The organism is Vibrio agarivorans (assembly GCF_030409635.1).
Lineage (GTDB): Bacteria > Pseudomonadota > Gammaproteobacteria > Enterobacterales > Vibrionaceae > Vibrio > Vibrio agarivorans.
Map to the genome: position 1 here is coordinate 683,930 of NZ_JAUFQF010000004.1, position 13,820 is coordinate 697,749.

Below are 13,820 nucleotides of genomic sequence, written 5' to 3' on the forward strand. Positions count from 1 at the left end.
ACTTATTCATATCTATACTTTTCGCTTTAATATACTGCTGCAAGGAAGCCTGCATGTTTAAAAATAAGCACTTTATCGTCGCACTGATTGTCGCACCTATTTTGGCGATTATCGCTTACTTGGGGATTGATATTGCCGTTAGTGAAAAGCCTCATGCGGCCAAGAAAGGAGAAACTTATAAGCTCGTCAGCAAATCCAACTGCCGCTACACCAGTGGGCTATGCGATATGGAGAACGGCGACTTTAAGATTCAATTTCGCTCAGAAACCCTATCAAGCGATCAGCTTGCACTCAGTCTCAAAGCCGCCATTCCACTGCAAGGGATAAAGGTATCACTGGTCGATAATCAACAAGACCAAGCTTCGCCCATTGCCATGATAGCTAGCGATGATAGTGCCCAACAATGGCAAGTTTCTTTACCTGCCCCTGCATCGCAAGAGAGTTGGTTGCGAGTGGCTGTGCAAGCTAATGACAGTGTTTACTACGGTGACACACAAACTGCATTTGTAGTTTATGAGACGCTGCTCAATCAAGACCAAGAATAGTCATATTCACACCATCGTTGTGAGCATGACCTTACCCTTTAGACTGACTCGCACTCAACGTCGCTCTTAGCTTGAGTGGTTTTACCGGTTTCGCCATGAAACTAAAGCCGCTCGACTGTATTGTCTGCATCATTTCATCGGTTCTATCGGCACTAATGATGACGCCTTTAAAGCTGTCACCGAGTCGCAAACGACACTGCTGCAACACCTCAAGCCCCGTACGACCGTTATCAAGCCTATAATCAGATAGAATCACATCTGGCTGCCAACCCTCTTCGAGGCACTTCATGCTTTCCACTAGATCTGCTGCTAAGCGTACTTCGCATCCCCAGCGACTTAGCAAGTTCTCCATGCCAACCAAAATATCAGACTCATTGTCTACGCATAATACCTTCAAATGACTGAGATCCGATTGTGCAGTGACCGCAGGTTGTGTTGTTACAGGTTTAAGCTGAGGAATTGCTTGATTGAGAATAATAGAAAACACGCTGCCTCTTCCCGGCCATGAGCGCATCGCAATCTGATGCCCGAGAACATGGGCAATACCTTTCGATATCGCGAGTCCTAGGCCTAGGCCTTGATCGGAGCGAACCTGACTGCCTCGGTTAAACTCTTCAAAAATCTCTTGCTGTTTATCTTCATCAATACCTTGTCCATTATCCCAAACCTCAATGCGCAGTGTATGATCGACACGTCTAACCCCAAGCACCACCTTGCCTTGAGGGTTATAGCGAAACGCATTGGTTAAAAAGTTCTGAATCACACGTCTCAGCAACTTAGGATCTGACTTAGCCCATAAGGAACTTGGGATCATTGAAAAATCAATCTGCTGTTCTTTACTCAAGGCGCTAAACTCGGCATTTAAGTTCTTCAGCACATCCGCAATAGCAAAGCTGCGCACATGCACATCAAGCTTTCCTGACTCTAAGCGTGAGATGTCGAGCAAGTCACCAATCAGCTCCTCCGCTGCCCCAAGCGCACTCTCAATATGCCCCGACAACCTCTGTGTCTCTGCGTCATTGGCCACTTCAGATAATGAAGAAGCAAATAAGCGTGCGGCATTGAGCGGTTGCATTAAATCGTGACTGACCGCGGCTAAAAAACGACTTTTTGACTTCGATTCACTATCTGAGCGTTGCGTAGCCGCCACTAACTGTTTATTCAGTAGCTCCAACTCCTTGGTGCGCTCATGCACGCGCTCTTCAAGGCGTTCATTGGCATCTTTCAGCGCCTGCTCTGCCTCACGGAACACGGTAATATCGGTAAAGCTCATCACAAACCCACCGCCCGGCATTGGGTTGCCCTGCACCTCAATTACACGCCCATCAGGACGAATACGAGAGGAGGTATGCCTCGTGCCCTGCTCTAAATGAAAGATACGCCTCCGCACATGATCCTCAGGGTCGCCAGGCCCGCATAAGCCTTGCTGCGCATTATGACGAATCACTTCAGCTATCGGCCTACCCACTTGAATGAGCCCTGTAGGAAAAACGAATAGCTCTAGATAGCGCTGGTTCCAAGCTACAAGGCGAAGCTGCTTATCCACCACCGCAATCCCTTGGCCAATATGTTCAATTGCCCCTTGCAGCAAGCCACGGCTGAAGTCGTACAACTCTGAGGCCTCATCAACAATGGTGGCTACCTCTTCCAGTTGCATGTTTCGTCCTTGCAGCGCTGAGGTGAGAACTAACTTAGCAGAAGAAGCACCAAATACCCCGGCGAGCAATCGCTCGGTATGACGAATCAGAACTGAAGGCGCTTGTTGATTGGGCAGCAACCGCTCACGCTGATGCTCGAAAAAGCTCTCAAAACCTTTTTTCACCCGCCTGCGTCCGATAAATCGAGAAGCCACCATTTCCAACTCAGCCACTGTGACTCGACTTTGGTACAAACTCATGTTCTCACTCTCCGGGAGTGGTGTACCGACAAAAGAAGCCGATTGAAGCCGTTCACTCAGTGACGAACGTGTGACAAGTGAAATCAGCACATAGCAAACCGTATTGGAGACTAAACTGAGCAGCATTCCCCAATCGGAGTCTTGAATACCCATCCGTGCAAACAAGTCTGGCGGTGCAATTATCCACAGCAGCAAGTTGTTATCGGCACTGCCCGCCAATAAACCCGTTTGACTCATTAAAGTGATGAGCCACAAACCAAACCCGACCGCAAGACCGGTATAGACCCCTTTTTTATTGCCTTCTCGCCAATACATCCCACCAATCAAGGCAGGGGCAAACTGAGTAATCGCCGCAAAAGAGAGAAAACCAATCGCTGAAAGCGACTGAATGCTATTCAGTGCTTGATAGAAGCCCCATGCCCCCAACAGCAAAATCACAATCAGCGCGCGGCGTATCATCAGCAATAAACCAGAAAAGTGGCGGAAAGTGCGTTGAGTGAGGCGCATACGGCGCAGGATAAGTGGCATCACAAGATCGTTAGACACCATAATCGCCAACGCAATAGTGGAAACGATCACCATGCCACTGGCTGCTGACGTACCACCTAAAAACGCTAATAGAGCCACAAAATCGGCTCCTGCTGCCATAGGCACACTGATGACATAACTGTCTGCCGGGCTATTAGGTAATAAGCTTTGCCCCACCCAAGCGATAGGCAGAACAAACACCCCCATCGCGATGAGATAGAGAGGAAAAAGTCGACGCGCGGTATGCAAGTCTTGCGCTCGTTCATTCTCGACCACCGTGGTATGAAACTGACGCGGCAAGCACAAAATAGCCATCATGGTCAGGCCAGTATGAATAAGCAACGTAGGAATGTTAGGGGCTTGATACGTCTCAACCGCTGTCGATAAAACCTCGATTTCATCGCTACTGAACGCTAAGTAAAGGATAAACATTCCCACCACCAAGAAAGCGAGCAGCTTGACCAGCGACTCAAAAGCAATCGCCAGCATCATTCCTCTGTGATGCTCCGTGTTATCGATATGGCGCGTACCAAACAACATAGTAAAGATCGCTAACATCCCGACGACGAACCACGAGACATGTCCCTCGCCATATCCCAACTGCTCGGTCAACTGAGGCGCCACGACATCTAAGCCCATCGTGATACCGCGTAGTTGTAAGGCGATATAGGGCAAAATCCCCGCGACGGCTATCAAGGTGACAGCAACGGCTAACCCTTGTGATTTGCCATAACGGGCAGCAATAAAGTCAGCGATTGAGGTAATATGTTCGCGCTTCGCGACCAAGATTAAGCGTGCTAAGATCCGCCAACCAAAAGCGAAAACCAAAATCGGCGCAAGATAGATAGGTAAGAATGACCAAGGGTTGCTACTGGCTTGTCCCACCGTGCCGTAGAAAGACCATGAGGTGCAATAAACTGCGATTGAGAGGCTGTATATCCAAGGACGCCAGCGCGCCACTTTGTGTGTTTGCCGGTCACCATACCAAGCAATCAAAAATAAGATGCCTAAGTAGGTCAATGAGACCGGAATCACGATCCATCCTTGCATGCGCTGTCCTTTGCTGAGTTTGACTTTGCCGTACTTGACCCTCAAAGATCAAAAAAGCCTTCTAGACCATCAGTTATCCAACTGACTCAAGAAGACTTTTACTTTAGCAAGGGTTAAATTTTAAACGCAATTACTCAGCACTCATTCTGTGGATTGTGCTCTGCTTTCATCTCAATTTGCTGATCTTGTGGCTTTGGCTCGAGGCGAATAAACAGGGCAAAGAAGCCCATCGATGCCATTACCCAGAAAATATTGCTACCCCAATGTTCATAACCCCAACCACTCAAGGCTGTCATTAAGGCGATAAAGGCCCCCAATGGGATCGCATTATACAAGGCTTGCAGCGCGACCATTTTATTGGCGGCGGAATTCTGAATGTATTGAATCGCCGCAATATGTGCCATTGCAAACGTCACACCATGCAATAGTTGTACAACCACGAGCAAAGGCACTGCGGTTGTTGATGCGGTTAGCCCCCAGCGAGCCATCACACCCACAGCGGCCACCACAAACAATGTACGCAAAGACCAGCCTGAGAAGAGCTTCTTACTGGTGGCAAAAATCACCACTTCAGCCACCACGCCTAGGCTCCACAAGTAACCAATAATATCTTCTGAGTGACCGGCTTCTTTCCAATGAATCGAGCTAAAGCTGTAGTAAGCAGCGTGACTGCCTTGAATCAGTGCCACCAAAACTAAGAACTTAATTACAGGCCACTCTCTGAGTAGCGCGGTAATTTTCGGGCGATCTGCATCTTCTTCTTCCAGTGTCACAGGCATAGGGGTCGGATTACGCATAGACAGCATTAGCGCCGCAAAAACACCAGCGAGAGCGGTGTAGATGATCATATCAGTGCCATACTGAGCCACTAAAAAGCCCACCACTGTCGAGCCTGCGATGAAGGCAATCGAGCCCCACAAGCGAGTGCGACCATAATCCAACAGCTTGAGTCGAGAGTAATAGTTAGCCATCGCATCAGACAGCGGGATCACTGGACCACAACAGAGGTTAAAGAGAATCGTAGCCAGCGCCATCAGCCAGAAACTGCCACCCGCTAAGAAATGAAAGCCAATAAACAGCAGCGCAAAGAAGCTCAACCAACGCAACACCGGTAATAGGTGTTCGACCCTATGGACACGAGGTGTGATAACAAGGTTGGCAACACAACGTGTCGCAAGGCCAAGACCAATCAGCATGCCTATATCCGTTGCCGAGACGCCTTGGTCTTCAAACCACAGTGCCCAAAATGGCAGGTAAACACCATAAGCGAAAAAGAAGCCGAGAAAATACTGGGAGATCCAGCCATAAGGAGAAGGTTTAAACATCATGAATTCCTACTGCTGCATGATTTGCGCGAGTATTATGCGGCTATGCGCACAGGATAAAAAGGGAATAATCTGTCTATTCCATTTCCCTATTAGACCAAAGTCGTCTGGAGAGGTGATAAAAATCGGTCACACTTAAGTGGTATCACTGTGAAAGACAGAAATATTGTTAAGGGGGCTTTATGCCAGACAAGTTCAATATGCAGTCGCCACCATTCGATCGCTTGAATGAAAGGCAGCAAACTCAACTGCGTAGTGCCCTTGATGTCGCCTATTTTCGCACCCGAGATTGTCTGATTAAGGTCGGCCAGGAAGCTTTGTATCTACACATTCTGATCAAAGGCGCGGTAGAAGAGCGCAGCGCTGATAACAAAGAGGTGTTTGCCCATTACGTCCACGATGATCTTTTTGATGTTCGAGCACTCATCGACGGGAAAAGTAAACACCAGTATATCGCCCTAGAAGACACCCTGTGCTACCTGCTGCCCAAAGAGATTTTTCTCGACTTATACTACCAAAACGGCCAGTTTGCCGCTTACTTTGACAACAATCTCGCCACGCGTCAGGCACTGGTAGAAGCCGCTCAACAGCAACAAAACCTAGCCGAGTTCATCTTGACTAAGGTTGACCATGCTATCTTTCACCCACCGATGATCCTAAAGCCTAATCAGCCTCTTAATGAGGTGACACTCAAGCTTAAAAATGCTGGTCTTGATTCCGCCTTAGTGGCACTTGATGAGAGTGATCCTAGACGGCTAGCACACCCCCATGCGCATCCGTATGCGATTGTAACTCGAACCAATATGTTGCATGCCGTTATGCTCGAAGGACACGCATTAACGACCCCCATCGGTGATATTGCCAGTTTCCCCGTCTTCCACGTTGATGTCGGTGATTTTTTGTTTAACGCCATGATTACCATGACCAGAAACAAAATGAAACGGCTTATGGTCTGCGATGGGACAAAAGCGGTTGGGATGCTGGATATGACTCAAATCCTCAGCGCTTTTTCGACTCACTCGCACGTTCTAAGTCTCAGTATTGCAAGAGCCAACTGCATAGAAGAGCTTGCGATCGCCTCTCATCGTCAGCGCCAACTTGTCGACAGCCTGATCACCAATGGCATCCGCACCCGCTTTATTATGGAGCTTATTTCCGCAGTTAATGAACAAATCATCGAGAAAGCCTTTGAATTGGTTGTTCCACCCGCCTTACATGACCACTGCTGCCTGATCGTGTTGGGCTCAGAAGGACGCGGTGAACAGGTCCTCAAAACCGATCAAGACAATGCGCTGATACTCAAAGATGAGCTCGAATGGCCGCAATGCTCCGAGGTCATGAACACCTTAACCCATACACTGCAACAGCTCGGTTACCCACTTTGCACCGGCAATGTCATGGTCAACAACCCACAATGGGTAAAAACTCAAACCGATTGGAAATCAACGATTAGCGACTGGACACAACGCGCCACCCCAGAGCGCGTAATGGACCTTGCAATCGTTGCTGATGCGCATGCCGTCGCGGGAAACAAATCGCTACTCACTCCCATAGAGGCGCACCTACAACAAAGCCTGATAAATAAGATGCTGTTATTACAAACCTTTGTTCGGCCTGCCCTCCAGTTTTCTTTGCCTCTGACACTCTTTGGCAACGTAAAAAGCGACAAAGAGGGGGTGGATATTAAACGTGGCGGAATTTTCCCTATTGTGCATGGCATTCGCACACTCGCACTTGAGCACGGCATTAAAGAGAAAAACACCTTTGCACGTATCGACGCACTTAAAGCACTGAAAAAGCTTGAGCCAGATACTGCAGAAAACCTCAACGAAGCCTTCAAGCTCTTCATTAAGCTGCGCCTGGCTCAACAGATCGACCAACAACACGCTCACAACCGCCTCGATTTGTCCAAGATTGATCGCACCGAGCGCGATCTTTTACGCCACAGTCTGCATGTCGTCAAAAAGTTCAAGCAGCTTCTCAACCATCACTATCAGATAAGGGACTAGGCGATGCTCGTTCACTGGATAAAGCGTCAATATTGGCACCACAAGCTGAAGGGCTCTCCCTACCAAGTGCTATTTCAAGCACCAGAAGAGGGTGAATACGTCTCATTAGATTGTGAAACCACCAGCCTAGACCCACATCGTGCAGAGCTGGTCACTATCGCAGCCACTAAAATCATCGACAACCGCATCCTTACCAGTCAGCCATTTGAAGTGCGACTAAGAGCGCCACAATCACTCGATGAAGGCTCAATCAAAATTCACCATATTCGCCACCATGACTTGCAAGATGGTCTAGATGAAAAACAAGCGCTGACGGCGCTACTCAACTTTATCGGCAATCGCCCCATTGTCGGGTATCACATTCGCTACGACAAAACGATTCTCGACCTTGCCTGCATAAAGCACCTAGGGTTTCCTTTGCCTAACAAGGTCATTGAAGTGAGTCAAATCTATCACGACAAGCTTGAGCGCCATCTACCTAACGCCTACTTCGACCTCAGCCTTGATGCCATCTGTCGTCATCTCGATATCCCGCTTCAAAACAAACACGATGCGCTGCAAGATGCGATTGCAGCGGCACTCGTTTTTGTTCGACTCACTAAGGGAGACTTACCCAACCTGTCCTTCCCTTACCAATAAGAGGACGTCGCATTTTTTGCCCTCTCATCCTAAAGTCTAATTGTCGAATTTCCTTTCCTGACTGACAGTTATAACACGTTATCGAGATACCACTGCAAAACAGAAACTGCAAAACGGAAACCAGACACAGCGAACACTGTGAAGCTAAGGTGCAAGGAGAAAGCAATGAGTGAAGCCCATATTTATCCGGTCAAGCAAAATATCAAAGCCACCACACACGCGGATAATGAAACCTACCTATCAATGTATCAACAGTCTGTTTCAGATCCTGAAGGCTTCTGGAGCGAACACGGTAAGATCGTTGACTGGATCAAACCATTCACCCAAGTTAAAAGCACCTCATTTGATACCGGCCATGTCGATATTCGCTGGTTTGAAGATGGTACGTTAAATGTATCGACCAACTGTATCGACCGCCACCTTGCACAGCGCGGTGATGAGGTGGCTATTATCTGGGAAGGCGACAACCCAGCCGATGATAAAACACTGACGTTCAATGAACTGCACCGTGAGGTATGCCGTTTCTCTAACGCATTAAAAGAGCAAGGCGTGCGCAAAGGTGATGTGGTTTGCCTTTATATGCCAATGGTGCCAGAGGCTGCTGTCGCAATGTTAGCTTGTACTCGCATTGGCGCTGTGCACACCGTCGTATTTGGCGGTTTCTCTCCAGAAGCACTGGCCGGGCGAATTATCGACTCCGATGCCAAAGCCGTGATCACTGCGGACGAAGGTGTCCGTGGCGGTCGTGCTGTACCACTGAAAAAGAACGTGGATGAAGCATTAACTAACCCAGAGGTAAAAACCATCAGCAAGGTTGTGGTATTCAAGCGAACGGGTGGCGCAATCGACTGGCATGAACATCGCGATGTTTGGTGGCATGAAGCCGTGGCGAATGTGTCCGATGACTGTCCAGCGGAAGAGATGAAAGCCGAAGACCCACTATTTATTCTTTATACATCGGGCTCGACAGGGAAACCGAAAGGCGTGATGCACACCACTGGCGGCTATCTGGTTTACGCCACCATGACTTTCAAATACGTCTTTGACTATCAACCCGGCGAGACCTTCTGGTGTACGGCCGATGTTGGTTGGATTACTGGCCATAGTTATCTGGTTTACGGCCCTCTGTCTAATGGTGCAAAAACCATTCTGTTTGAAGGGGTGCCAAACTACCCAACCACCAGCAGAATGAGCGAAGTGGTAGACAAGCATCAAGTGAATATCCTCTACACCGCGCCAACTGCCATTCGCGCGCTCATGGCGAAAGGCAATGAAGCTATTGAGGGCACTTCACGTGATAGCCTGCGCATCATGGGCTCGGTGGGTGAGCCTATCAACCCAGAAGCCTGGGAGTGGTACTACAAAACCATCGGTAACGAACAATCACCGATTGTCGATACTTGGTGGCAAACTGAAACCGGCGGTATTTTGATCACCCCACTACCGGGTGCCACCGAACTCAAACCGGGCTCTGCCACTCGTCCATTCTTTGGTGTGCAACCTGCTCTGGTTGATAACATGGGCAACATTGTTGAAGGTGCCGCTGAGGGTAATCTCGTTATACTCGACTCTTGGCCAGGACAAATGCGTACCGTTTATGGTGATCATGAACGCTTTGAGCAAACCTATTTCTCAACCTTTAAGGGCATGTACTTCACCGGAGATGGCGCAAGACGCGATGAAGATGGCTACTACTGGATCACAGGACGTGTCGATGACGTATTGAATGTCTCAGGCCACCGCATGGGTACCGCTGAAATTGAATCTGCACTTGTCGCGCATGAAAAAATCGCAGAAGCCGCCATCGTCGGTATTCCGCATGATATAAAAGGCCAAGCGATTTACGCCTATATCACACTGAATGATGGCGAGTATCCAAGCGCCGAACTACATAAAGAGGTCAAAGATTGGGTACGAAAAGAGATTGGTCCAATCGCCACGCCGGATGTCTTGCACTGGACAGATGCCCTGCCGAAGACTCGCTCGGGCAAAATCATGCGTCGTATACTGCGTAAAATTGCCACCGGCGATACCAGTAACTTAGGTGACACATCCACTCTCGCCGATCCAAGCGTGGTTGATAAGTTAATAGCAGAAAAAGCCGAACTCGCTTAATCACCAGCGAACTTCTCCCACCAAACTTTCTCCAGCCGCCACTTAATGTGGCGGTTTTTTGTCTGACATCGCGCAGACAATGCCTCTCAAAGAAGCACGTAAAATCCTGCCAAACCACAAAACTGTTAACTTGATTACAAATTTAACCTCGTTACTTTGGGAGATTAGACCAGTAATTTGCTGCTAATTGTGGTGAATTAGCTATAATCTTGGTCAAATTACTAGAATCGCCACAATTTAAGTGATCAAGTTGTGTGTAATTCAGGATAGAATGAGACTAATCTAGATATAGTCTCACGATAAAGGAAGATAGGCTCACAATGTCAGCAAAGTCTCGCATTCTTGTTCTAAATGGACCAAATTTAAACCTATTAGGTTTAAGAGAGCCTGCTCACTATGGCTCACAAACTCTAGACCAAATTGTTGAACAACTCGCAACCCTCGCAAACGAAGCGAATGTTGAACTTGAGCATCTGCAATCAAATCGAGAGTATGAGCTGATAGAAGCCATTCACGCGGCCTATAACCAGGTTGATTTTATCATCATCAACCCCGCCGCCTTTACCCATACGAGTGTTGCATTGCGCGACGCACTTTTAGGGGTAGCGATTCCTTTTATCGAGGTTCATCTATCCAACGTACATGCCCGAGAGCCATTCCGTCATCACTCCTACTTGTCTGATAAGGCGCAAGGGGTGATTTGTGGATTAGGGGCTCAAGGCTACGAATTTGCTTTGTCGGCAGCGTTGAAACAGCTGGCGGCAAAAGCGCGTTAATTACTCTACGGCTCAGCAATGAGCTTCGTTACTGATAAGTGAAAGAGAAAGAAACATGGATATCCGTAAAATCAAAAAACTAATCGAGTTGGTTGAAGAATCTGGCATTGCAGAGCTAGAGATCTCTGAAGGTGAAGAATCAGTACGAATCAGCCGTAACGGCACAGCAGTACCTGCACCAGTTCAATACGCAGCAGCGCCAGCTCCAGTAGCCGCACCTGCGCCAGCAGCAGTTGAAGCACCTGCCGCTCCAGCAGCAGAAGCACCAGCCGCAGTTGCTGGCCATCAAGTTCTTTCTCCAATGGTCGGTACGTTCTACCGTGCGCCAAGTCCAGACGCAAAACCATTCATCGAGGTGGGTCAATCTGTGACTGCGGGCGAGACTATCTGCATTGTTGAAGCAATGAAGATGATGAACCAAATCGAAGCAGACAAAACAGGCGTGATCACTGCAATCCTAGCGGAAGACGGTCAAGCGGTAGAATTCGATCAACCTCTTGTTGTTATCGAATAATCGAGGCCACTCTTATGTTAGATAAAGTAGTAATTGCCAACCGAGGTGAAATTGCATTGCGTATCCTTCGCGCATGTAAAGAGCTCGGTATTAAAACAGTCGCGGTTCACTCCACCGCTGACCGTGACTTAAAGCACGTATTGCTGGCAGACGAAACCGTATGTATCGGTCCTGCTCGCGGTATCGACAGCTACCTGAACATTCCGCGCATTATCTCTGCCGCTGAAGTGACGGGCGCAGTTGCGATTCACCCAGGCTACGGTTTCCTATCTGAAAATGCAGACTTTGCAGAGCAAGTAGAGCGTAGCGGCTTCATTTTTGTTGGCCCTAAAGCGGAAACCATTCGCATGATGGGTGACAAAGTGTCAGCGATCAACTCAATGAAAAAAGCCGGTGTACCTTGTGTACCAGGTTCAGATGGCCCGCTAAACGATGACGAAGCCGTCAACAAAGCGCACGCTAAGCGTATCGGCTATCCAGTTATCATCAAGGCGTCTGGCGGCGGCGGCGGTCGTGGTATGCGTGTCGTGCGCAGCGAAGCTGACCTTGTTGAGTCTATCGCAATGACACGCGCAGAAGCAAAAGCAGCATTCAACAATGACATTGTTTACATGGAAAAATTCCTAGAAAACCCTCGTCACGTTGAAGTTCAAGTCATTGCCGATGGCCAAGGTGGTGCGATTCACTTAGGTGAACGTGACTGTTCAATGCAGCGCCGTCACCAAAAAGTGGTTGAAGAAGCACCAGCACCGGGCATTACCGCAGAAATGCGTAAATACATCGGTGAGCGTTGTACTCGTGCATGTATCGAGATCGGCTACCGTGGTGCAGGTACATTTGAGTTCCTGTATGAAAACGGCGAATTCTACTTCATCGAGATGAACACCCGTATTCAGGTAGAGCACCCAGTAACAGAGATGGTTACCGGCGTTGACCTTATCAAAGAGCAACTGCGTGTTGCTGCCGGCCAACCGCTCTCTTTCACACAAGATGACATCAAGATCAGCGGCCACGCTATCGAGTGTCGTATTAATGCTGAAGACCCCGTTCGTTTCCTACCTTCACCGGGTAAGATTGAGCGCTTCCATGCTCCTGGCGGTATGGGCGTTCGTTGGGAATCACACATCTACACAGGCTACACCGTGCCACCGCACTACGATTCAATGGTCGGTAAGCTAATTACCTTCGGTGAGAACCGTGACGTCGCGATTGCACGCATGCGTAATGCACTAAGTGAGATGATTGTTGAAGGCATCAAAACCAATGTTCCTCTACAAGAAGAGATCATGGCGGATGAGAACTTCCAACACGGTGGCACCAACATCCACTACCTCGAGAAAAAGCTTGGTCTTTAATTAGACACTAGCAACCTTGTTATAAAATGCTCACTACCTAGTGGGCATTTTTTATATCAATTGAAAACCATGGTAGGTATCTGGCTTTGGTCTCCCTCGCCATATCTGCTAAACTCTGCGCAAAATTCCTACTCATATGAGCGATGACCATGCCTTGGATTCAAATCAAACTCAACGCGACGAACACTAACGCGGAACAAATCGGCGACATGCTAATGGAAGAGACTGGCGCTCTTTCTGTCACTTTCTTAGACGCGCACGATACCCCCGTCTTTGAACCGCTACCTGGTGAGACCCGCCTTTGGGGTGATACCGACATTCTGGCGCTTTATGATGCAGAAGCCGACACCGCATTGATCCTTGAGCAGATGACCAACAGTGGTCTACTCGCTGAAAATTTTGCCCACAAGGTTGAGCAACTGGAAGATAAAGACTGGGAACGCGAGTGGATGGATAACTTCCACCCAATGAAGTTTGGTGAGCGTTTATGGATCTGCCCAAGCTGGCGAGATATCCCTGAGCCGGACGCTGTCAACGTTATGCTCGACCCAGGCCTCGCTTTTGGTACAGGCACACACCCAACAACCGCGCTTTGCCTTGAGTGGCTAGAAGGCTTAGATCTTAGCGGTAAAACCGTGATCGACTTTGGCTGTGGCTCTGGCATTTTGGCTATTGCTGCGATCAAACTCGGCGCAGCAAAAGTCATCGGGATCGACATTGATCCTCAAGCTCTATTGGCTTCAAAAGACAATGCTCAGCGCAATGGTGTTGCTGACCAACTTGAGGTATTCCTTCCTCAAGATCAACCACAGGATCTGATTGCGGATGTGGTTGTGGCGAATATTCTTGCAGGCCCGCTGCGCGATCTCTCTTCGATCATTAAAGGTCTTGTTAAGCCACAAGGTGTTCTTGCCATGTCTGGTGTACTGGATACGCAAGCGGAAGATGTGGCGAACTACTACCGCGATGAACTAACGCTCGATCCGATTGCCGAACAGAGTGAATGGTGTCGCATCTCTGGTAAGAAAAACGCATAAATACTCAAAAATGGACTAATTGTTTGAATT

General features: G+C 48.5%; 10 protein-coding genes. 8 read left to right on the forward strand and 2 right to left on the reverse strand.

Features of this window, described 5'->3' with window-relative positions; translation table 11 throughout:
* Positions 1 to 53: 53 nt before the first annotated feature.
* Positions 54 to 545: a hypothetical protein gene (locus QWZ05_RS11660; protein ID WP_264874258.1), complete on the forward strand. Its 492-nt coding sequence runs from the start codon at positions 54 to 56 to the stop codon at positions 543 to 545.
* Positions 546 to 576: 31 nt separating this feature from the next.
* On the opposite strand, the gene QWZ05_RS11665 is transcribed toward QWZ05_RS11660, so the two are convergent.
* A complete protein-coding gene (locus QWZ05_RS11665) occupies positions 577 to 4,020 on the reverse strand; it encodes a hybrid sensor histidine kinase/response regulator (RefSeq protein ID WP_290298514.1) in 3,444 nt (1,147 codons plus the stop codon).
* A gap of 134 nt (positions 4,021 to 4,154) precedes the next feature.
* Complete coding sequence (locus QWZ05_RS11670; RefSeq protein WP_264874260.1) at positions 4,155 to 5,345, reverse strand: 3-phenylpropionate MFS transporter; 1,191 nt, start codon at positions 5,343 to 5,345, stop codon at positions 4,155 to 4,157.
* A 182-nt stretch (positions 5,346 to 5,527) separates the two neighbouring features.
* Between QWZ05_RS11670 and QWZ05_RS11675 the strand changes: the two genes are divergently transcribed.
* From QWZ05_RS11675 to prmA, 7 genes are all read left to right on the forward strand, one after another.
* Positions 5,528 to 7,354, forward strand: a complete 1,827-nt coding sequence (locus QWZ05_RS11675) for a DUF294 nucleotidyltransferase-like domain-containing protein (protein WP_290298516.1) — start codon at positions 5,528 to 5,530, stop codon at positions 7,352 to 7,354.
* 3 nt (positions 7,355 to 7,357) lie between these two features.
* The gene (locus QWZ05_RS11680) at positions 7,358 to 7,993 is read left to right on the forward strand and encodes a 3'-5' exonuclease (protein ID WP_264874263.1); all 636 of its coding nucleotides are present in this window, start codon (positions 7,358 to 7,360) and stop codon (positions 7,991 to 7,993) included.
* A 165-nt stretch (positions 7,994 to 8,158) separates the two neighbouring features.
* Positions 8,159 to 10,108 (forward strand): acetate--CoA ligase, encoded by a 1,950-nt coding sequence (gene acs, locus QWZ05_RS11685; RefSeq protein ID WP_264874264.1) that lies wholly within the window; start codon positions 8,159 to 8,161, stop codon positions 10,106 to 10,108.
* Between the two features lie 320 nt (positions 10,109 to 10,428).
* Entirely contained in the window at positions 10,429 to 10,884 is a 456-nt protein-coding gene (aroQ, locus tag QWZ05_RS11690; protein ID WP_264874265.1) for a type II 3-dehydroquinate dehydratase, read from the forward strand.
* Between the two features lie 55 nt (positions 10,885 to 10,939).
* On the forward strand, positions 10,940 to 11,398 hold the full coding sequence (gene accB / locus QWZ05_RS11695) for an acetyl-CoA carboxylase biotin carboxyl carrier protein (protein WP_264874266.1): 459 nt from the start codon (positions 10,940 to 10,942) through the stop codon (positions 11,396 to 11,398).
* Positions 11,399 to 11,412: 14 nt separating this feature from the next.
* Positions 11,413 to 12,753 (forward strand): acetyl-CoA carboxylase biotin carboxylase subunit, encoded by a 1,341-nt coding sequence (gene accC / locus QWZ05_RS11700; protein ID WP_264874267.1) that lies wholly within the window; start codon positions 11,413 to 11,415, stop codon positions 12,751 to 12,753.
* Between the two features lie 149 nt (positions 12,754 to 12,902).
* Complete coding sequence (prmA, locus tag QWZ05_RS11705) at positions 12,903 to 13,790, forward strand: 50S ribosomal protein L11 methyltransferase (protein WP_290298520.1); 888 nt, start codon at positions 12,903 to 12,905, stop codon at positions 13,788 to 13,790.
* Positions 13,791 to 13,820 lie beyond the last annotated feature (30 nt).

Bases quoted from the DNA above. Each gene is read 5' to 3' on its own strand.
- QWZ05_RS11660 (WP_264874258.1), top strand. From the start codon at position 54: ATGTTTAAAAATAAGCACTTTATCGTCGCACTGATTGTCGCACCTATT.
- QWZ05_RS11665 (WP_290298514.1), bottom strand. From the start codon at position 4,020: ATGCAAGGATGGATCGTGATTCCGGTCTCATTGACCTACTTAGGCATC.
- QWZ05_RS11670 (WP_264874260.1), bottom strand. From the start codon at position 5,345: ATGTTTAAACCTTCTCCTTATGGCTGGATCTCCCAGTATTTTCTCGGC.
- QWZ05_RS11675 (WP_290298516.1), top strand. From the start codon at position 5,528: ATGCCAGACAAGTTCAATATGCAGTCGCCACCATTCGATCGCTTGAAT.
- QWZ05_RS11680 (WP_264874263.1), top strand. From the start codon at position 7,358: ATGCTCGTTCACTGGATAAAGCGTCAATATTGGCACCACAAGCTGAAG.
- acs (WP_264874264.1), top strand. From the start codon at position 8,159: ATGAGTGAAGCCCATATTTATCCGGTCAAGCAAAATATCAAAGCCACC.
- aroQ (WP_264874265.1), top strand. From the start codon at position 10,429: ATGTCAGCAAAGTCTCGCATTCTTGTTCTAAATGGACCAAATTTAAAC.
- accB (WP_264874266.1), top strand. From the start codon at position 10,940: ATGGATATCCGTAAAATCAAAAAACTAATCGAGTTGGTTGAAGAATCT.
- accC (WP_264874267.1), top strand. From the start codon at position 11,413: ATGTTAGATAAAGTAGTAATTGCCAACCGAGGTGAAATTGCATTGCGT.
- prmA (WP_290298520.1), top strand. From the start codon at position 12,903: ATGCCTTGGATTCAAATCAAACTCAACGCGACGAACACTAACGCGGAA.